We start from the raw sequence: 20,108 nt of genomic DNA, 5'->3' as shown, positions 1-20,108 counted from the left end.
CGGCTCACTCCGCTGCGGTCAGCATCTGCCCGGAGGCAAGCCGCGAGCATTCCGCCATCACGTCGGACGCACGCGCGATCGGGTTGGTCAAATAGAAGTCCTCGACGACAGCCTTGAATGGCGCCTTCTCCATCGAGCCGCCCTTCCCCGCCAGCTTCTTGATCTGGTCGGCTGCACCCGCTTCGATCTGATCGAGACGGATCAGATGCGGCACGGCCTTGAACAGCGCCTGGCGCAGCGCGGCAAGCGAGTCGTAGCCGAGCTTCTTGCCGAGCGCTTCCGAGAGCGCGCGGACGATCGCCCAGTCCTCGCGGGCTTCACCCGGCGGGAACGCGGCGCGACCGGTCATCTGCACGCGGCCTTCGGTATTGACGTAGATCGCGGACTTCTCGGTGTAGGCGGCCGCCGGCAGGATCACGTCGGCGCGGTGCGCGCCGCGGTCGCCATGGGTGCCGATGTAGACCACAAAGGTGCCGTCCGGCGCCTTGATCTCGTCGGCGCCGAGCAGGAACAGCAGGTCGAGCGTGCCGAAGGTCGTCATCTGCGCGGCGTTCAGCCCGCCGGGACCGGCGACAAAGCCGATGTCGAGCGCGCCGACGCGCGAAGCGGTCTCGTGCAGCACGCCAAAGCCGTTCCAGCCGTCCTTCACCGCGCCGACATCGAGCGCGAGCTTGGCGGCGCCGGCCAGAATGGCGGCGCCGTCGTGACGCGAGGCTGCGCCCGCGCCGACCAGGATGATCGGGTTTTTGGCGTTCTTCAGCACGTCCATGAAGGAGTGCTTGCCGGCCGCGAGCTCGCCGAGCGTCTCAGTGCCCGCGCCGAGATGGTCGTAGTCGTAAGTGAGATCGGCCTTGGCGCCGATCACGCCGACCTTGAAGCCGCCGGCACGCCAGCGCTTGCGGATGCGGGCGTTGAACACGGCCGCTTCCTTGCGTGGATTGGCGCCGATGATGAGCAGCGCATCCGCCTGCTCGACGCCCGCGAGCGTCGGATTGAAGATGTAGGAGCCGCGGCCGAGTGCGGGATCGAAGGCGTCGCCGCCCTGCACCGCCAGATTGGCCGAACCGAATTTAGCAAGCAGATCCTTCATCGCGAACATCTCTTCGACGCCGGCGAGGTCGCCAGCGATCGCGCCGATGCGCTTGCCGTCGGTACGCGCCGCCTTCGCGGCGATCACCGCGAAGGCCTCGGGCCAGCTTGCCGCACGCAGCTTGCCGGCCTCGCGGATATAGGGCCGGTCGAGCCGCTGGGTGCGCAGGCCGTCGACGACGTGGCGGGTCTTGTCCGAGATCCACTCCTCGTTCACGGCCTCGTTGATGCGCGGCAGCACGCGCATCACCTCACGGCCGCGGGTATCGACGCGGATCGCGGAACCGACGCCGTCCATGACGTCGATCGACTGGGTCTTGCCGAGCTCCCACGGACGCGCCGCGAAGGCATAGGGTTTCGAGGTCAGCGCGCCGACCGGACAGATGTCGACGAGGTTGCCCTGCAATTCCGACGTCAGCGCGTGCTCGAGATAGGTCGTGATCTCCATGTCCTCGCCGCGCCCCGTCGCGCCCATCTCTGGGGCGCCTGCGACTTCCGCCGAGAAGCGGACGCAGCGCGTGCACTGGATGCAGCGGTTCATCGAGGTCTTGACCAGCGCGCCGAGATATTTGTCCTCGACCGCGCGCTTGTTCTCGGCGAAGCGGCTGGTGTCGACACCATAGCCCATCGCCTGGTCCTGCAGGTCGCACTCGCCGCCCTGGTCGCAGATCGGGCAATCCAGCGGATGGTTGATCAGAAGGAACTCCATCACGCCTTCGCGTGCCTTCTTCACCATCGGCGAACGCGTCGAGATTTCCGGCGGCTCGCCCTTCGGACCCGGACGGCAGTCGCGCACGCCCCAGGCGCAGCTTGCGACCGGCTTCGGGCCGCCCTTCACCTCGACGAGGCACATCCGGCAATTGCCGGCGATCGACAGCCGCTCGTGATAGCAGAAGCGTGGAATCTCGGCGCCGGCCGCCTCGCACGCCTGAAGCAGCGTGTACTCGGCGGGGACATCGATCTCTTTGCCGTCGATGATGAGTTTGGTCATTGCGGTCTCAAGTCTTTCCCAGCTTGCAATCTGGCGGTGTAATGCTGGCCGCCTTCAGCGAGGCCTTGATCCATTGCTGGGTCTCGGTGCCGTAGGTGGCCAGATAGGCCGGCTGCGCGGCGCTCTTCTCGCACAGGAACGGCAGATGCGGCTTCAGGTCATAGTCGCAGGACGCCAGCCACTCGCCCTTTCCGGAGAACGCGCTGATCGCTTCCTCGCAGGCGTAAAGCAAGTAAGTGACGAAGCTCTCGTACTGAACCTGCTCGTCGCGGTCGCTGGCCTTGATTTTCTCGTAGTCCGGTTGCGCAAACTTCGGATTCTTGAACGCCAGGTCGGTGTAACCAAGAAAAGCCTGACGCGCGCTGGCGGCGCGGTTGCCGGTGCGGATCTCGTTGATCTGGAACAGGATCGCAACGAAGCCGAGCAGCGCGACGCTCGCCTGCGCCATCTGCGCCAGCGTTCCGTATCTCTGCCACCAGGAGCTCGGTTGCGACATCGATATTACTCCGCCGCGACCATGTTCTCGGGATCGCGGACGCCGGCATCGTCGATGTCGGCCTTGTGCGAATACTGGTCGATGCGCGCTTCGATCTCATGACGGAAATGCGCGATCAGGCCCTGGATCGGCCAGGCGGCTGCGTCGCCGAGCGCGCAGATGGTGTGGCCTTCGACCTGCTTGGTCACCTCGAGCAGCATGTCGATCTCGCGCTTGTGGGCGCGGCCCTCGGCCATGCGGGTGAGCACGCGCCACATCCAGCCGGTGCCCTCGCGGCACGGCGTGCACTGGCCGCAGCTCTCGTGCTTGTAGAAATAGGAGATGCGGGCAATGGCGCGGATCAAATCAGTCGACTTGTCCATCACGATCACGGCCGCGGTGCCGAGGCCCGAGCGCAGCTTGCTTAAGGAATCGAAATCCATCGGCGTGTCGATGATCTGCTCCGCCGGCACCATGCGCACCGACGAGCCGCCGGGGATCACGGCCTTGAGGTTGTCCCAGCCGCCGCGAATGCCGCCGCAGTGCTTGTCGATCAGCTCACGGAACGGAATCCCCATGGCCTCTTCGACGTTGCAGGGCCGCTCGACATGACCGGAGATGCAGAACAGCTTGGTGCCGACATTGTTCGGACGGCCGATGCCGGCGAACCAGGCGGCGCCACGGCGCAGGATGTCGGGCGCGACAGCGATCGATTCGACGTTGTTGACGGTGGTCGGGCAGCCGAACAGGCCGACATTGGCCGGGAACGGCGGCTTCAGCCGCGGCTGGCCCTTCTTGCCCTCGAGGCTTTCGAGCAGTGCGGTCTCTTCGCCGCAGATGTAAGCACCGGCGCCGTGCGCGACATAGATGTCGAACGGCCAGCCGTTGATGTTGTCCTTGCCGACCAGCTTGGCCTCATAGGCCTGGTCGATCGCGGCCTGGAGATGCTCGCGCTCGCGGATGAACTCGCCGCGGACATAGATGTAGCAGGCATGCGCGTTCATCGCGCAGCTCGCGATTAGGCAGCCCTCGACCAGCAGATGCGGATCGTGCCGCATGATCTCGCGATCCTTGCAGGTGCCGGGCTCGGACTCGTCGGCGTTGACGACGAGGTAGCTGGGACGACCGTCGGTCGATTCCTTCGGCATGAAGGACCACTTCAGACCGGTCGGGAAGCCGGCGCCGCCGCGGCCGCGCAGGCCCGACGCCTTCATCTCGTTGATGATCCAGTCGCGGCCCTTGTCGATGATATTCTTCGTGCCATCCCAGGCGCCGCGGCGCCGCGCACCCTCGAGCCCCCAATCGTGGAGGCCGTAGAGGTTCTTGAAGATGCGGTCCTTGTCCTCGAGCATATCAGTGCTTTCCGATCAACGATTGGCCTGCTTGTAGGCAAGCCCGGCGGCGCAGACGGCGAAGGCCAGCGCCCAGAGCAGACTGGTTTCCTGCGTCGCGTTCATCACGAAGCGCTGCAGCAGGAACATGAAGGCGGCCGCAAGCGCGGCATGCATGGCGACGAAGCCCCATTTCTTCACGGCTTCGCTCCCCCGGTTCGCCTGAGACGGAAGATCCATCAGGTGGTCTCCTTCAGCGTGGTCGGCCCACCCGCCGGCGCGGAGAACTGGCGGCCGTTCTGCGGACCGGGCTTCGGCGGATTGCCCGAGGCGAAGCCGTCGAGCACCTTGCCGAAGGTTTCCTTGGTCAGGTCCTCATAGGTGTCTTTGCCGATCAGCACCATCGGCGCATTCACGCAGGCGCCCAGGCACTCCACCTCTTCCCAGCTGAAATTGCCGTCCTTGGAGAGATGGAAGGGATCGTGATGGATCCGGCTCTCGCAGACGTGGATCAGGTCTTCGGCGCCGCGCAGGCGGCACGGCGTGGTGCCGCAGACCTGGACGTGGGCCTTCTTGCCGACCGGAGCGAGCTGGAACATCGTGTAGAAGGTCGCGACCTCGAGCACGCGGATATAGGGCATGTCGAGCAGATCGGCGACGGCGCGGATCGCGGCTTCCGAGACCCAGCCCTCATGCTGCTCCTGGACGCGCCAGAGGATGGCGATGACGGCGGAGGCTTGCCGGCCGGCCGGATATTTCGCGATCTGCTGCTTGGCGAAGGCAAGGTTCTCGTCCGTGAACGCAAAGCTCGCGGGCTGGACTTCCTTCGGTGCTAATCGGCGAACGGACATCTCTTATCTCTCACTGCATGCGGCGCGCGGGTTTCGCATTCAGGACATTGATCCTGTCCTGCCAGAATGCGCTTGCGGTGCCGAAAACGTTGTAGCCGACGTGGGTCGAGACCTTGATGCGGTCGAGGATCGACAGATCGCTCACCGTCTCAAGCCGGTTGGTGCGCGGATCGAGCACGATCAGCTTCAGCGGGGTCTGCTCGAGGATGTAGCGCGACACCGCATGAGAGCGGTCGCTGCCGTGCTCCTCGCACATGATGACGCTGTCGGTCTGGAGCAGCCGCGCGCCGCCCCTGATCGCCTCGATCTCGACGCCCTCGACGTCGAGCTTGATCAGATATTTGCCGCTGGCTGCGACCTTGCCGTCGTCGATGAGATTGTCGAGCGCGAGAACGGGCACGTCCTCGCCGCCATCCGAGGGAGCGCCGGCGATGCTGAAGGCCTCGTGCTTGGTGCCCGACAGCCGCGCGGTGCCGCGTGTCGCGCCGATCGCGCATTTCATGGTCTCGAAGCGATTGCCGTTGATGCGGGCGTTATTCGCGAGCTTCGGGTAGTTCTGGCCCGACGGCTCGATCGCGATCGCCTTGTGCGAGCCGAACGGCTTGCTCGAGACCAGAACCGACCAGTAGCCGTAATTGGCGCCGCAATCGAGCAGCGTGTAGTCGACGTCGATGGAGTCGGCGAACAACAGCTCCAGCTCGTCCTCGTAGCAATAGGAGCGGTTGAGCAGCTTGCTCCAGTAGCCGTCGCCGTAAGGGAACTCGAACACGGCGTCCGGGTTGAGCTTGATCGCGATGTTGCGCTCGGGCAGCGTTTTCCGCAGCAGATTGGCGCAGGCGATGTAGCCCATATGGGAGAAGTGCGACGAGATCTTCGATCCCGTCACCAGCGCCAAGGCAGCCGTCCGCTCCCACAGGTTGGCCCCTTCAAGGGCCCCCGAGGCACGGTCATACTGGATTGGCGCCTGCGCCATCACCGATCGACCTCTCCGAACACGATGTCGAGCGAACCGAGAATGGCCGAGACGTCGGCGAGCAGATGGCCGCGGCAGATGTGATCCATCGCTTGCAGATGCGCAAAGCCCGGTGCGCGGATCTTGCACTTGTAGGGCTTGTTGCTACCGTCGGAGACCAGATAGACGCCGAACTCGCCCTTGGGCGCCTCGACCGCGGCGTAGACTTCGCCTTCCGGCACGCGAACGCCTTCGGTGTAGAGCTTGAAGTGGTGGATCAGCGCTTCCATCGAGCGCTTCATCTCGCCACGGCGCGGCGGCGCGACCTTGTTGTCTTCGACGACGACGGGGCCCTGCCCGTCGGCTGCATTCAGCTTCTGGATGCACTGCTTCATGATGCGCACCGACTGGCGCATCTCTTCCATGCGGATCAGATAGCGGTCGTAGCAGTCGCCGTTTTTGCCGATCGGAATGTCGAAATCCATCTCGGCATAGCACTCATAGGGCTGCGACTTGCGCAGGTCCCAGGCCGCGCCCGAGCCGCGCACCATGACGCCCGAAAAGCCCCACTCCCAGGCTTCCTTCAGCGACACCACGCCGATGTCGACGTTGCGCTGCTTGAAGATGCGGTTGGCGGTGAGCAGGCGGTCGAGGTCCTCGACCACTTTCAGGAACGGATCGCACCAGGCCTCGATATCGTCGACCAGCTTCTGGGGCAGGTCCTGATGCACGCCGCCGACGCGGAAGAAGGCTGCGTGCATACGGCTGCCCGAGGCGCGCTCGTAGAACACCATCAGCTTCTCGCGCTCTTCAAAGCCCCACAGCGGCGGGGTCAGCGCGCCGACGTCCATCGCCTGCGTAGTGACGTTGAGCAGATGCGACAGGATGCGGCCGATCTCGCAATAGAGCACTCGGATCAGCTGGCCGCGGCGCGGCACCTCGATGCCAAGCAGCTTTTCGGCCGCCATGCAGAAGGCGTGCTCCTGGTTCATCGGCGCGACGTAATCGAGCCGGTCGAAATACGGGATCGCCTGGAGATAGGTCTTCTGCTCGATCAGCTTTTCGGTGCCGCGGTGAAGCAGGCCGATATGGGGATCGACGCGGGCGACGACTTCGCCGTCGAGCTCCAGCACCAGACGCAACACGCCGTGCGCCGCCGGATGCTGCGGACCAAAATTAATGGTGAAGTTGCGAAGGACTTCTGGTTGCTCGTTCATGATCAGCTCTTCGGCCCCGCCTTCTCATCCCCCGGAAGGACCGGATAGTCGCCCCCTTCCCACGGCGACAAAAAGTCGAACTTGCGGAATTCCTGGTTGAGGCGCACCGGCTCGTACACCACGCGCTTCTCCTGGTCGTCGTAGCGGACCTCGAGGAAGCCGGTCAGCGGGAAATCCTTGCGCAGCGGATGGCCCTCGAAACCGTAATCGGTAAGCAGCCGGCGCATGTCAGGATGGCCGACGAAGAACACGCCGTAGAGGTCATAGGCCTCGCGCTCGAACCAGTCGGCACCGGGGAACACCTCGATCAGCGACGGCACCTGCGTGGTCTCGTCGGCCTGGGCCTTGAGGCGGATCCGCGTATTCAGGGTCGGTGACAGGAAGTGATAAATCACGTCGAAACGTTTCTCGCGATCCGGATAGTCCGCCGCCGTGATGTCGGTGAAGTTGACGAAACGGCAGTTCGGATCGTCGCGGAGGTACGTGACCACCTCGACGATCTTGCTGGCCTCGACATCAACCGTGAGCTGGTTGAACGCGACCGAGTGACCGAGCGCGGCGCCCGGAAGCGCGCTCACGATCGTCTGCCCCAGGGCGTCGAGCTTGGCGTCGTCCATGATGTAAAACCTTAGCGTTCGATGGTGCCGGTGCGGCGGATCTTCTTCTGCAGCAGCAGCACGCCGTAGAGCAGCGCTTCCGCCGTGGGCGGGCAGCCCGGCACGTAGATGTCGATCGGCACGATGCGGTCGCAGCCGCGCACGACCGAGTAGGAATAGTGATAATAGCCGCCGCCATTGGCGCAGGAGCCCATCGAGATGACGTAGCGCGGCTCGGGCATCTGGTCGTAGACCTTGCGCAGCGCCGGCGCCATCTTGTTGGTCAGCGTGCCGGCGACGATCATCACGTCGGACTGGCGCGGCGAGGCACGCGGGGCGAAGCCGAAACGCTCGACGTCGTAGCGCGGCATCGACACCTGCATCATCTCGACCGCGCAGCAGGCGAGACCGAAGGTCATCCACATCAGCGAGCCGGTACGGGCCCAGGTGATGAGGTCGTCGGTCGCGGCCACGAAGAAGCCTTTGTCGGACAGCTCGTGATTGACCTCGAGGAAGAACGGATCATTGGCCCCGACCGGCTTGCCGGTCGACGGATCCAGGATGCCCTTGGGGGCCGGCGTCACGATCGGGCCAGCTGATGGTGCAGGGTTCAATCCCATTCGAGTGCGCCTTTCTTCCATTCATAGGCGAAGCCGACCGTCAGCACGGCGAGGAACACCAGCATGGACCAGAAGCCGGTCGCACCAAGCTTGCCGAACGCCACCGCCCAGGGAAACAGAAACGCCACCTCGAGGTCGAAGATGATGAAGAGGATCGCGACCAGATAGAAGCGGACGTCGAACTTCATGCGGGCGTCGTCGAAGGCGTTGAAACCGCACTCATACGCCGACAGCTTTTCCGGGTCCGGCTGCTGGAACGCCACGATGAAGGGCGCGATCAGCAGCACCAGGCCGATGACAGCAGCTACCCCTATAAAGACGACGAGTGGAAGATAGTTCTGTAGAATGCCGCTCATGGCGAGCCCTTTTTCCCGCAGCCTCGGGACAGCCACGGATTCGTCCGATTTGGAATTGTTCTGAGCCTTAGCGCAGTGCACCAATTGGCGCAAGACACGCTCTTTTCAGGCCCTTTGCCGCCCCCGGCACGGTAGAAATCCCGGAATCACCCCACGCTGGTATGGAGCAGATCGGCAAACCCAGCAAGGGCGGCCACAGTTTTGCAGGGCAGCCGTTCTAAGATTGCGGCGCACAGGCGGCGCCGGCTATTTGCCGCGCATCGTCGGCGAAAATGGCCCGGTTTTTTGGGGCCGCCGGCGCACCCAAACCCAGGCAACGACCGCGACCGGCGCTCCGACTGTCACCCAGGCGACATACTGGCCGACCGTTCCCCACAGCAATGCAGCCAGGAGACCGGTGATGGTCGCGGCCGCGAGCAGGCCAGGTGCAGCAAGGACACGTGTCCACAGGCGCGCGCGGTCAGAGAAGCCATGCATCACGACGGGACCCGGGCTCGTCTGGCGAATGTTTCGGCTTTGGCAGGGGCACGCTTGCGCCGCCGTGCCACCCAGAGATAGAGGCCGCTGCCGATCACAACGATGGTGAGCGCGTCGAGCGCGGCCCAGATCACCTTGAGCGGCATCCCGCCATAATCGCCGAAATGCAGCGGCTGGGAGATCAGCAGCGCCTGAAGGTAAAGTGGCAGCGCCCTGATATCCGCGACCTCCCCGGTTTCGCCGTCGAGCAGCACCGGCTTGAGCAGGCGCGCGGTCAAAGCGGTGTCGCCACGCATAAAAGCGGCGAAATGGTGCGAGGACGTGAACGGCGCGCCCGGGAAGGCGATGAAGGCGACCTCCATGCCGGGCGCAGCCTGCCTGGCGCGCACGACGACATCATCGAGCGAGGCGAGACGTACCGGCGGCGGCTTGCCGGCATAGGGCGCGACCATGCTGGCGAGCTCGGTCGCCTTCCACTGGTTGAGCATCAGCTCGGCCCAGGTGTTGACGACGCCGGTCAAGCCCACGACCAGCGCCCAGGCCACCGTCACCACGCCGATCAGATTGTGCCAGTCGAGCCAGCGGACGCGGCGCGCGGCGCTGTCACGGATGGTGGCAAAGCGCAGGCGGCGGGTGAACGGCCAGTACAGCACCACGCCGGAGACAATCGCCACAGCGAACAGCAGCCCCATCGCGCCGAGGAACAACTTTCCGGCCTGGCCGGCGAACATGTCGGTGTGCAGCTTGAGCACGATCAGCATCGGCCCGACGCCGACCGGCCCGAGCAGCTTGGTCGAGACCGCGTCGAAGGCACGCACGGTCGCGTTGTCAGGCGCACCATCGGGCGCGCTGTTGGTGAAGGCCGTTACGATCCCGGGCTCGTCCTTGTCCCAGGAAACATATTGCAGGACGCGGCCGGGATCGGCGGCGAGCGCGGCGTCGGCGACGACTTGGGGCGTCGCGCGCGCCGCGCTCGCATGAGCTTCGGGCTGGGGGGCGTAGCCCAGGAGCTCATCGATCTCGTGATGGAAGATCAGCGGCAGGCCGGTCAGGCAGAGCAAAAGCAGGAACAGGGTCGAGATCAGGCTGGTCCAGGTGTGAACCATGGACCAGAGCCGGACCGTGCGCGCCTTCACGATGCCCTCCCCTCGCCTACGCTCACCATTTGTAGGCGAGGCTCGCGGTGATGCGGCGACGGTCACCGTAGAAGCAGGACGATGCCGACGCGCAGCTGGCGACGTAAATCTTGTCGGTCAGGTTGACCACGTTGATGGCCGTACGCCAGTTCTGCCATTCGTAATGGACCGCGAGATCTCCAAGCACCACCGCGGGAACTTCCAGAGTGTTGGCGGTGTCGGCCCAGGACGCGCCGACATAACGCACACCGCCGCCGAAACCAAATCCCTCGAGCGGTCCGTCCTTGAAGGTGTAGTCCGCCCAGCCCGAGATCAGCATCTCCGGCGTGTTGGTCGGCGTCTTGCCGATCAGGGTCGGATCGAGGTCCTTGCTGGTGAAGAGATGATAGGCGGTGAACGCGCCGATGAACTTCAGTTCCTTGGTGGCGTTGGCCACCGCTTCGAGCTCGATGCCGCGCGACGTCACCTCACCGGTCTGGTTTTGCAGCAGGACATTCGACGGATCGGTGGTCGCTACATTCTGGCGCTTCAGGTCGAACAGCGACGCGGTGAAATAGCCGTCAAATCCCTTGGGCGCGACCTTCACGCCGATCTCGGCCTGCTTGGCGGTCTCCGGCAGAAACAGCTGGTTCTGCGCGTTGAGCCCGATGATCGGATTGTAGCTCGTCGAATAGGAGACGTAGGGCGCGATGCCGTTGTCGAAGTTGTAGATCAGCCCGGCGCGCCCGCTGAACCTGCTGTCGTCGCGTTGGGCAATGTTTGCGCCGGTGTCGCGGGCGGCCTGCGTCGTCTCGACCCAGTCATTGCGGCCGCTCAGCACCAGCGCGAAATTGCCGAGCTTCATCTGGTCCTGGACGTAGGTGCCGGCCTGCTTCTGCGTCAACAGGAAGTTGCGGAACGGCGCGCCCGTGAGCGGAATGTCGAGACCATAGGAGGGACTGAAGACGTTGATGGACGGCACCGTGCCGAAGTTGAACGCCTGGTAGTCGTCGATCTGATAGCCCTTCAGATCGACCCCGAACAGCATCGTGTGCTTCACCGGGCCGGTGTTGAAGCGGTACTCGAGCTGATTGTCGAGATCGGCCTGGTTGGCGGTGTTCTTCGCAAACCAATTGTAACGGGCCATTGTGGCCGTGTTGATATTGTCCCAGCCATTGCCGACGAAGCCGCGATAGGTCAAGTCGATATGCGCAAACCGCGCGTTCTGCCGGAACGTCAGATCGTCGGTGAGATTGCGCTCGAACTGGTAGCCGAGCATCTCCTGCTCGCGCGTGAACTTGTCGACGTTGGGATCGCCCGCGAAGAAGCTGGTCGGAATCTTGCCGAACGGCGCGTTGGTCACCGTGCCCTGATAGGGCAGGAAGTTGATGCCGCGGGTGTCCTGCTTCGAGGCCGAGGCCAGCACCGTGAAGGTGGTGTCGCCATCCGGCTTCCAGGTGAAGGACGGCGCGATGAAGTAGTTGTTGTCGGGCGTGAAGTTGACCTGCGTATTGCCGTTCTGGACCTGGCCGACGACGCGGTAGAACAGCTTGCCGTCCTGCTGCGTCGCAACGGGACCACCGACATCGAAGCCGACATAGGCGTTGCCGAAATTGTTGACGCCGGTCTCGATGTAGCGAACCGGCTCGGCCGGCGGCATCTTGCTGACGACGTTGACGATGCCGCTCGGGCTCGATCCACCATAGAGCACGGCCGACGGGCCGCGCAGCACCTCGACGCGCTCCATGTTCGGCGGCTGCAGCTTCCAGCTCGCATAGGACGTGTAGAACAGCTGCATGCCGTCTAGGAACAGCCCGACGTCGTCGGATTTGAAGCCGCGGATCAGCCACCAGTCGTTGCGGGTGTCGGCGCCAAAGGTGCCGGCGCGCACGCCGGCGGTGTAGCGCAGGACTTCGTCGAGCTTGTTCGGCTTCTGGTCGCGGATCTGCTCGGCGCCGATCACCGAAACCGACTGCGGCGTCTCCATGATCGGCGTGTTGGTCTTGGTGCCGGATGAGCTGCGATGAGCAACGTAACCTTGCACCGGTCCACGTGGCGTCTCGGCGATTCCGACGTTGCGCTGCGGCTGCGGTTTCCGGCTGTCGGCCGTCTGCACCGGGCCTTGGGTCCGGCGCGGTGCGCGGACGGCAGCGCGGCGGCGCTGCTCCGGTGCAGCCACGTTCACCGGCGGCAGGCTCTGCGCGCCACTCTGCGCCGGCGATTGTGCAAGCGATACCTGCGGCATCAAAACCCAAACGGACGCGGTCGCCAATACGGCCGACCGCAGCATTCCAAGACTGTTCAACGCGCCACCCCAATGTGCATCTGATGCGTCATGCCGCCTGTCCCGGGACGGCATGCGATTGGGTGACGCTTAGGAGAGCGCGCGCGATATCGCTAATTGAAAGGCTCTTAGAACGACTCTTAGAGAGTCTCTTAGAAGCACTCGAATATTTCCGGAGATTGCTGCGCGATCAACGCGAAACCTTCTCGGCTTCGAGCATCGCTTCCGCCGTCGCGGTGAGACGATCGATTTGCGCAAGCAACGTCTCCAACTCGTCATTGCTCAATTGCGCGAGCAGCATCCGGTTGCGTTCCTGTGCGCCTTGGACGATCGCGTCATGCGCGGCGAGCCCGGCCGGCGTCAGCGACACCAGCACCTCGCGGCTGTCTTTGGGATTCTCGGACTTCGCGATCAGCTTGCGCGAGACCAGCTCGGCCAGCGCACGGCTGATCTGGCCCTTGTCCTGACCGACGGCCTCGGCGAGCCGCGCCACGCTCATCGGCGGCCGCCGGCCGAGCGAGGCAACCAGACCGAACTCGACCGAGGACAATCCGGCGAGACGCTTGTAGCGCAGGATCGCACCGCGCTTGAGCAGGTTGGCCAGCACCATCAGCCGTGATGACAGCATCACGGTGATCGGCGCCGGCGAGTGATTGTCGTCCGTATCGGACGATGCGCGTCCGTCCCTGCTCGATGTCTGGCTCATGGTCCACCTCTGCCAAGAAAGCCGGGACGTGCCAAGCCTTGGTAGCGCAACCTCCCCAGCCTGATCCAAATGCAATTAAGAGGCATCCAGGAATATCGTTGACATTATCATCGAATTATTTTTCACTGGGGTCAACAAACAAAAACGACCCCGGCCACCAAGGCCTGCGGCGGGAGGAACAAGCATGACGATGACCCAGCAGGATCGCGATCTCGGCACCGCCTATGCGATGAAGCCGGCGCAGACGCGCACCGAGCTCACCTCGGTCGTGCGCGGCACGCCGATGGGCGAATTGCTTCGCCGCTACTGGCATCCGGTCGGGCTCACCAGCGACGCCACCGACACGCCGAAGAAGGTGCGCGCGCTCGGCGAGGATCTGATCCTGTTTCGCGACAAGCACGACCGCGTCGGCCTCCTCCATGCCCGCTGCTGCCATCGCGGCACCACGCTCTATTACGGCAAGGTCGAAGAGGACGGCATCCGCTGCTGCTATCACGGCTGGAAGTTCGACACCGAGGGCCATTGCCTGGAGCAGCCCTGTGAGCCCGACGGCGGCCAGTTCAAGGACAAGGTGCGCCAGCCCTGGTACCCGGTCGAGGAGCGCTACGGGTTGATCTTTGCTTATATGGGCCCGGCCGAGAAACGCCCGGTGCTGCCGCGCTACGAGTGCCTCGAAAACATGGACGACGGAGAGTTCGTCGAGGCCGACGATACCTCGATCGGCGGCGGGGGGCCTGCGGTCATCCCCTGCAACTGGCTGCAGCATTTCGAGAACGTGGTCGATCCCTACCACGTGCCGGTGCTGCACGGCTCGTTCTCGGGGCCGCAATTCACCACCATGATGGCCTCGATGCCGGAGGTGAAGTTCGACAAGACACCGCGCGGCATCGCCGTGCGCTCGATCCGCAAGCAGGACGACGGCCGTGTGTTTTACCGCGTCACCGAAGCCGCCCTCCCGACCTTGCGCGTCGTGCCGAACCCGCGCGTGGCGCAATTCGCCCGCGTGGAATCGATCGGCTGGACGCTGCCGATCGACGACACCTCGTTCCGCATCTACGTCGCCGGCCGCGTCAAAACTTCCGGCGACATCGGCCGCATGCGCTCGAAGTTCAACGGAAAATTCTGGTGGGACATGACGGAGCAAGAGCACCAGCAATTCCCCGGCGATTACGAGGCGCAGGTCGGCCAGGGCCCGGTGACGGTGCATTCCGACGAGCATTCCGGCCAGAGCGACCGCGGCATTCTGATGATCCGGCGCATGCTGGGCGACCAGCTCGAGGCGATGGAAGCGGGCCGCGACCCCGTCGGTGTCTCATTCGACGCAAGCGCGCCGCTGGTCGAGTTCGAAGCGGGGAACTACATTCGCGAAGGGTAGAGCCCCGTCCGATACGATCGGACGAGGCTCTGTTTCTTGTTTGACGCGTTTTCTTCACGCGAACCGGTAGCCACTTCGCTCGAAAACGCTCTCACGCAACCAGCTCCAATAAGGGCTGGACCCATAAAGATAACAAAGACAAATTGGGGGGAAGCGATGGTCGATGTCACGTCACAGGTGCCGGTGCAAACGGCCGCCGCGGCAACGCCGTCGGCGCGGCGCTACTATGTGCTGGGGCTGCTTACCGTCATCTACGCGCTGAACTTTCTCGACCGCACGATCTTCAACGTCCTGATCGAGCCGATCAAGAAAGAGTTTCAGCTCAGCGACACCATGATGGGCTTGCTCGCAGGCTTCGGCTTCGCGCTGTTCTACTCCCTGCTCGGAATCCCCATCGCGCGCGTCGCCGACCGGCTCAACCGCCGCAACATCGTGGCGCTGGCGCTCGCGTTCTGGAGCGCGATGACGGCGCTGTGCGGCATGGCCTCGAGCGTGACCGCGCTGGCCTTTGCCAGGATCGGCGTCGGCATCGGCGAATCCGCCGGCTCCCCCGCCTCGCAATCGATCGTCGCCGATCTCTTTGCCAAGAACGAGCGCCCGCGCGCGCTCGGCATCTACGCCATCGGCACCTATCTCGGCGTCTTCCTCGGTTATTTCATCGGCGGCTATGTCAACCAGCACTATGGCTGGCGGATGGCCTTCTATGTCGCGGGCGTGCCGGGCATGCTGCTCGCATTGATCCTGTGGCTGACGGTCTCGGAGCCGAAGCGTGGCGCGATGCAGGAAAGCTTCGTGCCCGAGCCGCTCGGGCCGACGCTGCGCTTCCTCGTCTCCCAGCAAAGCTTCATCATCGTGCTGATCGGCTTCTGTCTCACCACCTACACGAACTATGCGACAGCGGCCTGGATCCCGCCGTTCCTGGCGCGCGTGCATCATCTGTCGAGCGCCGAGATCGGCACCTATGCCGGCACGTTCAAGGGGCTCGCCGGCATGGCCGGCACCCTGCTCGGCGGCTTCGTCGTGGCGCAAGTGAGCCGCCGCGACGACCGCTGGAAGCTGTGGGCGCCGGCGATCACCTCAGGCCTCGCCGGCCCCGTCTTTGCGCTGTGCATGCTGACGCAGGATTTTGCGATGATGGTGGCGATGCTGGCGCTGACCTCGTTCCTGGTCGGCTTCCATCTCGGGCCGATCTTCGCGATCGCGCAGACGGTGGCGAAGCCAAGCATGCGCGCGCTCGCCTCTGCCCTGATCGCGCTCACCGCGACCTGCTTCGGCCAGGGCGTCGGCCCGCTCGCGGTCGGCGTGGTCAACGACGCGCTGAAAGGCAGCTACGGCGCCGACGCGGTGCGCTATTCCCTGCTCTCGGCGGCGGTCACGACCACTCTCGGCGCCCTGCTGTTCGTCTGGGCGGCGCGGACCATCCGCGCCGACATCGAGCGGGCGAGCTGAGCGCGCTTACGCGCTCATGAAAGCGAGCATGTCCGCCATCAGCCGCTCGCTGTGCGTCAGCGGCAGCGGATGCGGCGCGTCCTCATAGACAATCAGCTTGCTGCCCTTGATCAGCTTTGCGGTCTTGGCGCCCGTCAATGGCAGCGGCGCGCTGGCGTCCTTGTCGCCATGGAGGATCAGCGTCGGCCGATCGATCCTGGCGGCAGCCGCGCGCAGATCGGCGAACGCGGTGGTCTTGCGGCACGCCAGCGCCACCGGGAGCGGCACGCTCAGCATCATCTCGCGGATCCAGGTCCGCGTGATCTCGGGCGTGTCAGGGGTGAAGAACGGCGCTTCGTTCGCCGCGATCCATTTCGCGAAGTCCCGCGCGACCGCCGCGTTGTCCGCCTCGATCATCGCCTTCGGGACCGCATCCGGATTGTCCTCGGTCTTGACCAGGAACGGCGTCGTCGGCGCGACCAGCACCAGCCTTGCGATGCGGTCCGATCCGAAACGGCCGAGATAGTTCACCGCCTCGTCCGTCCCCATCGAGAAGCCCACCAGCGTCACGTCGCGCAGGTCGCGGGCCTCGATCACCGCGGCGACGTCATCGGTCAGCGTCTCCAAATCATAGCCCGAAGACGGCATCTCGGACCGGCCATGCCCGCGCCGGTCGGGCGCAACGCAGCGGAAGCCCTTCTCGTTCAGGGCCGCAATCTGGCTGCCCCAGCTACTGGCGTCGAAGGTCCAGGCCGAGAGCAGCAGCACCGGTGGCCCGCCGCCCCAATCCTGCACGAACAGCTTTGTGCCGTCCCTGGCCGTTACATAGGACGGCCGCGCATTCTCCCGGGCTGAGGCCACTGGCGCGCTGGCGCCCGACGCCGCAAAGGCGGTCCCAAGCAACGTGGCCTCAAGGATGGTTCGACGGTTCATGGTGCTTCTCCCTTGCCGGATCGCTCGCGGCCGACGGAAACGATCATGGCGAAGGGAATTGGCCCCCGCGATTACGCGGCAGGTAAAACCACTTAAGCCGTCCTGAAATGGCCGGATGAAACCATTTTGCCGAACCGGCGAAACGATGCGGAAACAGATGCTCCTTAAGACATCGACCTACAGACGGCGCCAAAGCCCGTCGGGAGGCTCGGATGAACCACTCAATTCACTCTGCAGATCGGGGTACCCACCTGAAGATCGTGGTGGTGGCGCTGGTGGCCGGCATCGCAGTGGCCGCCTTCGGGATCGCAGCCCGCACCAACGCCGATTACAGCCAGACCGCCCAGTCCACCCACGTGATCAAGGCCGGCAAGCCGGTGGCGGTCACGAGCTCGGGCGCCTCGACAATCCGCTGATGGCGAAAAAGGTCCGTTTTGAGACAAAACGGCCGCCCTTCAGGGCGGCCTTTGCTTTTGGCCTATCTCTGAAGAATTGAGGCCAAAAACTCCGAGCCGACTGCCGCCGGAGTGTTGCGGAATCCTGGCGCCGACGTTGTCCCATCAGTATTTGCGCGCGGCCAGCAACATCGCGAAATCCGCGCCGGCCTGGAAGACGCGCGAGCCGACGGTCAGCCAATTGTCCTCGGAAATAGCCGGTGGAGCTTGCATCACCGTTGATTGATTCGGCGCCCGGAGCCAGCGGTTCAGACCGTAGCGATACGGTCCCGCCCCGCTCCAGCAGGCGTTTGCTCCCTGTGAACGCAACGTCCTTGACTTCACTATGTCCCCCCTTTAAGTCCCCCCTCGTTCCGCGCGGACACATACGCGTCACGCGGGAGTAGCTCAGTTGGTTAGAGCGCCGGCCTGTCACGCCGGAGGTCGCGGGTTCGAGCCCCGTCTCTCGCGCCATTTTATGGCGGAATATCAATCATTTAGAGTGACGCCTTAACGGAGCCTGGTACGGCGTATCCTGGGTATGCCGAGGACCTCTGACTTGCCGGCCCTGTTCGTTCGCGAGCGCCGCGGCTTCAGGTTGGCCAGTTTGGTCTGCAAACTAAATTCGAGCCCACCGAGCCCGGGCCGGTGGGGCTCTTGCGTTTCAGCGTCGGAGCGCGCCGCGCGCCCATGCGTGGCTTAGCGATGTGTTCACGGTGGCCGATGTCGCAAGACTGTTCGTGAACGTCTGGATACCTCGATCGGAAAGGAGCCGATGCAGCCCATCAGGCGACATTTGCTTCGTCGCCAACATCTCGTCGATTTTGAAGTCGTCGACGACGAACGGCTTGCCGGCCTCCCGGCAGACCACCTTCACCGTACATGCGACGTCGCCGCTGGTCTGAGAGACAATTTCAGCTTCGCGCTTGACCGCGAGCTCGCTGAGCAAGAACTGATGCTCGAAGTCCCGGTCGAACATCACAAGAAGCGGTTCCTGGCGATCGCTGGCAACGAAGCGAAGGAGCAGAACCAAGACCAGCACGGCGCGTGTGCCGGTCTCGCCGATCAGGCGAACAAGCGGCGAGGTCTTGATCTCTTCGAAGGCGACGCCCACGCCAATCGCAAGCGCGATGATGAGATCGAATTCGGCATTGCCATAGATCTTGTCGCCGAGCCATTGCAGCAAGCATGCCCCGAGACCGATGGGTACGTGCAGCGCCGTAAATCTTGCAGCCTGGCTTCTCGAGAACAGAACCCATGTCAGCCAAGAGAGGAACGCAGGAGCTGACCATTGGAGATGACCTACGTTCGAAAGCAAGTGCGAGAGGCCATAATGCCTGCTGACGAAGAGGTTTCTGAAGAAGTCGAGACCGAACAGAATTCCGCAGAGCGCCAGGCCTGCGGCCGCGACGGCTGCGCTGACCGCGATGTCGGGGAAAGCAGAGCGGCCGCGCCTGATAAGAAGCCACGCGATCGCCGCCAGCGGGATGGCGATCATGTTGTGCTTCCAGAAACCGGCCAGCACCATCAAGAGCAAAGGACCGAGCACCGAGCGGCCGGACTGCTGGCGCGACAGGAACAAGACCAATCCGAGGCCCATGATCGCCTCGCCGGCGAGTTGGGGATCGTTCGCACCCGCATATGCGGTGAAGTTGTGCGACGTGATCGCGACGTACCAGAAGGCCGCCAACAGGCCTCCAGCCAGTCCTCCCGATAGAAGCCTGACACAGGCGAATATCTCGACGGCGATCGCGATCACCGCGGTCAGCGAGAGTGCACGGCCGATGAACAGATTGTCGGCGCCAAGCATCCTGCCGAGTGCGCCGACCGCATAGAAGGACAATGGCGGGTAGTTGTTGACGATCAGCGCATCAGACGGGGGATAGAGCGCTCGACCGGCGCCGGCCGCGTCCTGAAAATAGGCGTTCCATCCCTCGGTGAACCAGATCTCCACCAGGAATTGCGATCGCCAGACAGGGTAGACGAGGAAATAGACCGCAGCAAAAGCCATCGCGCCAAGTAACACCGCGCAAACGCGGCCTTGGGCGAAATCAATTGCGATCCGAACGGCCCCCGCCGCCCCTGCTGCCGTGCTATCGGCCGCATTTGGGTTCACGCGGGCACTTGAACATTAACCGCGACGTGCATGCAATCCGATTGGCTACGGGGACACGGCACTGATCGTCTCGATGTGGATGCGCCCAAGCCGGAGCCTGCGGGGGTCGAGCGCTGTCTTCCTCTCGACATTGTGACAACATCTTCAAAGGCTTAGTATCGGCTCTTCATTCCGATTAGCAGTATCGTGCCGCATCTCGACCTATCAGCCGGCAGGAACGCGCGGATTCGATTGAGAAATCACGCGAAAATCCCACGCCCGCTGACCGGCATAGTCAGTCTCATCCCGAATCGTCTAGGCCTGTGGAACTTGGCAGTTTGGGAGCCCCGGCAAGCTTCCGCGCGACACCCGAGGAGGCCAGATATGGCGAAGAAGGCAGCTGCTCCGGCCACGATCACGCTCAAGCACCTCGCGGCCGAGATCGCGGAAAGCCAGGACCTCTCGAAGAAGCACGCCGAGGCCGTCCTCACCGACCTCGTCGAGCTGATCACCAGGCATCTGAAGAAGGGCGACCGCGTCCGCATCGTCGGGCTTGGCATCCTCCAGGTCCGCAAGCGGGCCGCCCGCACCGGCCGCAATCCCGCCACCGGCGAGGCGATCCACATCAAAGCCAGCAAGAAGGTCGCGTTCCGCCCGGTTAAGGAACTGAAAGAGGCGATCTGATGCTATCTTTCGTTAAGCCTGATCCGCCTTCGTCCGGCCGCAACGCCGCCCGTTTTTCTGGTATAGCGGTTGCTTCCCAAGACCCTGCTTCCAAAAGAC

The 20,108-nt window shown here is 64.0% G+C and carries 19 protein-coding genes and 1 tRNA gene; 5 read left to right on the top strand and 15 right to left on the bottom strand.

The window, feature by feature from the left end:
- Nucleotides 1–4: 4 nt before the first annotated feature.
- The 13 genes from nuoG to FXB38_RS25095 all read right to left on the bottom strand — a co-directional run bounded on the left by nuoG (nt 5) and on the right by FXB38_RS25095 (nt 13,060).
- Complete coding sequence (nuoG, locus tag FXB38_RS25155; RefSeq protein ID WP_148753633.1) at nt 5–2,080, bottom strand: NADH-quinone oxidoreductase subunit NuoG; 2,076 nt, start codon at nt 2,078–2,080, stop codon at nt 5–7.
- Nucleotides 2,081–2,087: 7 nt separating this feature from the next.
- Nucleotides 2,088–2,576: a hypothetical protein gene (locus FXB38_RS25150; protein ID WP_148753632.1), complete on the bottom strand. Its 489-nt coding sequence runs from the start codon at nt 2,574–2,576 to the stop codon at nt 2,088–2,090.
- 5 nt (nt 2,577–2,581) lie between these two features.
- Nucleotides 2,582–3,907 carry an NADH-quinone oxidoreductase subunit NuoF gene (gene nuoF / locus FXB38_RS25145; protein WP_148753631.1) on the bottom strand — a complete coding sequence of 442 codons (1,326 nt, stop codon included), beginning with the start codon at nt 3,905–3,907 and terminating at the stop codon, nt 2,582–2,584.
- Between the two features lie 15 nt (nt 3,908–3,922).
- Complete coding sequence (locus FXB38_RS25140) at nt 3,923–4,126, bottom strand: hypothetical protein (protein WP_148753630.1); 204 nt, start codon at nt 4,124–4,126, stop codon at nt 3,923–3,925.
- A complete protein-coding gene (nuoE, locus tag FXB38_RS25135; RefSeq protein ID WP_148753629.1) occupies nt 4,126–4,737 on the bottom strand; it encodes an NADH-quinone oxidoreductase subunit NuoE in 612 nt (203 codons plus the stop codon). The genes FXB38_RS25140 and nuoE overlap by 1 nt, the downstream gene beginning before the upstream one ends.
- Nucleotides 4,738–4,747: 10 nt before the next feature.
- Nucleotides 4,748–5,710, bottom strand: a complete 963-nt coding sequence (locus FXB38_RS25130) for an FkbM family methyltransferase (protein WP_187435130.1) — start codon at nt 5,708–5,710, stop codon at nt 4,748–4,750.
- Entirely contained in the window at nt 5,710–6,906 is a 1,197-nt protein-coding gene (locus FXB38_RS25125; protein ID WP_148753627.1) for an NADH-quinone oxidoreductase subunit D, read from the bottom strand. Before FXB38_RS25125 ends, FXB38_RS25130 begins: the two co-directional genes overlap by 1 nt.
- Nucleotides 6,907–6,908: 2 nt before the next feature.
- On the bottom strand, nt 6,909–7,523 hold the full coding sequence (locus tag FXB38_RS25120; RefSeq protein WP_148753626.1) for an NADH-quinone oxidoreductase subunit C: 615 nt from the start codon (nt 7,521–7,523) through the stop codon (nt 6,909–6,911).
- An 11-nt stretch (nt 7,524–7,534) separates the two neighbouring features.
- Nucleotides 7,535–8,116, bottom strand: a complete 582-nt coding sequence (locus FXB38_RS25115; protein ID WP_430640188.1) for a NuoB/complex I 20 kDa subunit family protein — start codon at nt 8,114–8,116, stop codon at nt 7,535–7,537.
- A complete protein-coding gene (locus FXB38_RS25110; RefSeq protein ID WP_148753624.1) occupies nt 8,113–8,478 on the bottom strand; it encodes an NADH-quinone oxidoreductase subunit A in 366 nt (121 codons plus the stop codon). Before FXB38_RS25110 ends, FXB38_RS25115 begins: the two co-directional genes overlap by 4 nt.
- 476 nt (nt 8,479–8,954) lie before the next feature.
- The gene (locus FXB38_RS25105) at nt 8,955–10,091 is read right to left on the bottom strand and encodes a PepSY-associated TM helix domain-containing protein (RefSeq protein ID WP_148753623.1); all 1,137 of its coding nucleotides are present in this window, start codon (nt 10,089–10,091) and stop codon (nt 8,955–8,957) included.
- Nucleotides 10,092–10,113: 22 nt separating this feature from the next.
- Entirely contained in the window at nt 10,114–12,360 is a 2,247-nt protein-coding gene (locus tag FXB38_RS25100; RefSeq protein ID WP_187435153.1) for a TonB-dependent siderophore receptor, read from the bottom strand.
- A 184-nt stretch (nt 12,361–12,544) separates the two neighbouring features.
- Nucleotides 12,545–13,060, bottom strand: a complete 516-nt coding sequence (locus FXB38_RS25095; protein ID WP_148753621.1) for a MarR family winged helix-turn-helix transcriptional regulator — start codon at nt 13,058–13,060, stop codon at nt 12,545–12,547.
- Between the two features lie 184 nt (nt 13,061–13,244).
- On the opposite strand from FXB38_RS25095, the gene FXB38_RS25090 reads away from it, so the two are divergent.
- A complete protein-coding gene (locus tag FXB38_RS25090) occupies nt 13,245–14,435 on the top strand; it encodes an aromatic ring-hydroxylating dioxygenase subunit alpha (RefSeq protein WP_148753620.1) in 1,191 nt (396 codons plus the stop codon).
- Nucleotides 14,436–14,591: 156 nt separating this feature from the next.
- The gene (locus FXB38_RS25085; protein WP_148753619.1) at nt 14,592–15,884 is read left to right on the top strand and encodes a spinster family MFS transporter; all 1,293 of its coding nucleotides are present in this window, start codon (nt 14,592–14,594) and stop codon (nt 15,882–15,884) included.
- 6 nt (nt 15,885–15,890) lie between these two features.
- Here the strand turns inward: FXB38_RS25085 and FXB38_RS25080 are convergent, their stop codons facing one another.
- Nucleotides 15,891–16,796 (bottom strand): alpha/beta fold hydrolase, encoded by a 906-nt coding sequence (locus tag FXB38_RS25080; RefSeq protein ID WP_148753618.1) that lies wholly within the window; start codon nt 16,794–16,796, stop codon nt 15,891–15,893.
- Nucleotides 16,797–17,008: 212 nt separating this feature from the next.
- Here FXB38_RS25080 and FXB38_RS25075 point away from each other — a divergent pair, with 212 nt between their 5' ends.
- Both FXB38_RS25075 and FXB38_RS25070 read left to right on the top strand, forming a co-directional pair.
- Nucleotides 17,009–17,212, top strand: a complete 204-nt coding sequence (locus tag FXB38_RS25075) for a hypothetical protein (protein ID WP_148753617.1) — start codon at nt 17,009–17,011, stop codon at nt 17,210–17,212.
- 415 nt (nt 17,213–17,627) lie between these two features.
- A tRNA-Asp gene (locus FXB38_RS25070) sits at nt 17,628–17,704 on the top strand.
- 190 nt (nt 17,705–17,894) lie between these two features.
- Here the strand turns inward: FXB38_RS25070 and FXB38_RS25065 are convergent.
- The gene (locus FXB38_RS25065) at nt 17,895–19,241 is read right to left on the bottom strand and encodes a hypothetical protein (protein ID WP_148753616.1); all 1,347 of its coding nucleotides are present in this window, start codon (nt 19,239–19,241) and stop codon (nt 17,895–17,897) included.
- 468 nt (nt 19,242–19,709) lie between these two features.
- On the opposite strand from FXB38_RS25065, the gene FXB38_RS25060 reads away from it, so the two are divergent.
- The gene (locus tag FXB38_RS25060; protein WP_148753615.1) at nt 19,710–20,009 is read left to right on the top strand and encodes an HU family DNA-binding protein; all 300 of its coding nucleotides are present in this window, start codon (nt 19,710–19,712) and stop codon (nt 20,007–20,009) included.
- Nucleotides 20,010–20,108 lie beyond the last annotated feature (99 nt).

Source organism: Bradyrhizobium cytisi, assembly GCF_008123515.1.
GTDB lineage: Bacteria > Pseudomonadota > Alphaproteobacteria > Rhizobiales > Xanthobacteraceae > Bradyrhizobium > Bradyrhizobium cytisi.
The sequence above is the reverse complement of the archived record's forward strand: the minus strand, read 5'-3'. Positions and strand labels throughout refer to the sequence as shown.

Excerpts from the sequence above, each read along its gene's own strand:
- FXB38_RS25140 (WP_148753630.1), bottom strand. The coding sequence starts at position 4,126 with ATGGATCTTCCGTCTCAGGCGAACCGGGGGAGCGAAGCCGTGAAGAAA.
- FXB38_RS25095 (WP_148753621.1), bottom strand. The coding sequence starts at position 13,060 with ATGAGCCAGACATCGAGCAGGGACGGACGCGCATCGTCCGATACGGAC.
- FXB38_RS25150 (WP_148753632.1), bottom strand. The coding sequence starts at position 2,576 with ATGTCGCAACCGAGCTCCTGGTGGCAGAGATACGGAACGCTGGCGCAG.
- FXB38_RS25110 (WP_148753624.1), bottom strand. The coding sequence starts at position 8,478 with ATGAGCGGCATTCTACAGAACTATCTTCCACTCGTCGTCTTTATAGGG.
- FXB38_RS25060 (WP_148753615.1), top strand. The coding sequence starts at position 19,710 with ATGGCGAAGAAGGCAGCTGCTCCGGCCACGATCACGCTCAAGCACCTC.
- FXB38_RS25085 (WP_148753619.1), top strand. The coding sequence starts at position 14,592 with ATGGTCGATGTCACGTCACAGGTGCCGGTGCAAACGGCCGCCGCGGCA.
- FXB38_RS25120 (WP_148753626.1), bottom strand. The coding sequence starts at position 7,523 with ATGGACGACGCCAAGCTCGACGCCCTGGGGCAGACGATCGTGAGCGCG.
- FXB38_RS25080 (WP_148753618.1), bottom strand. The coding sequence starts at position 16,796 with ATGAACCGTCGAACCATCCTTGAGGCCACGTTGCTTGGGACCGCCTTT.
- nuoG (WP_148753633.1), bottom strand. The coding sequence starts at position 2,080 with ATGACCAAACTCATCATCGACGGCAAAGAGATCGATGTCCCCGCCGAG.
- FXB38_RS25090 (WP_148753620.1), top strand. The coding sequence starts at position 13,245 with ATGACGATGACCCAGCAGGATCGCGATCTCGGCACCGCCTATGCGATG.
- FXB38_RS25130 (WP_187435130.1), bottom strand. The coding sequence starts at position 5,710 with ATGGCGCAGGCGCCAATCCAGTATGACCGTGCCTCGGGGGCCCTTGAA.
- FXB38_RS25075 (WP_148753617.1), top strand. The coding sequence starts at position 17,009 with ATGAACCACTCAATTCACTCTGCAGATCGGGGTACCCACCTGAAGATC.
- FXB38_RS25125 (WP_148753627.1), bottom strand. The coding sequence starts at position 6,906 with ATGAACGAGCAACCAGAAGTCCTTCGCAACTTCACCATTAATTTTGGT.
- FXB38_RS25065 (WP_148753616.1), bottom strand. The coding sequence starts at position 19,241 with ATGGCTTTTGCTGCGGTCTATTTCCTCGTCTACCCTGTCTGGCGATCG.
- nuoF (WP_148753631.1), bottom strand. The coding sequence starts at position 3,907 with ATGCTCGAGGACAAGGACCGCATCTTCAAGAACCTCTACGGCCTCCAC.
- nuoE (WP_148753629.1), bottom strand. The coding sequence starts at position 4,737 with ATGTCCGTTCGCCGATTAGCACCGAAGGAAGTCCAGCCCGCGAGCTTT.
- FXB38_RS25100 (WP_187435153.1), bottom strand. The coding sequence starts at position 12,360 with ATGCTGCGGTCGGCCGTATTGGCGACCGCGTCCGTTTGGGTTTTGATG.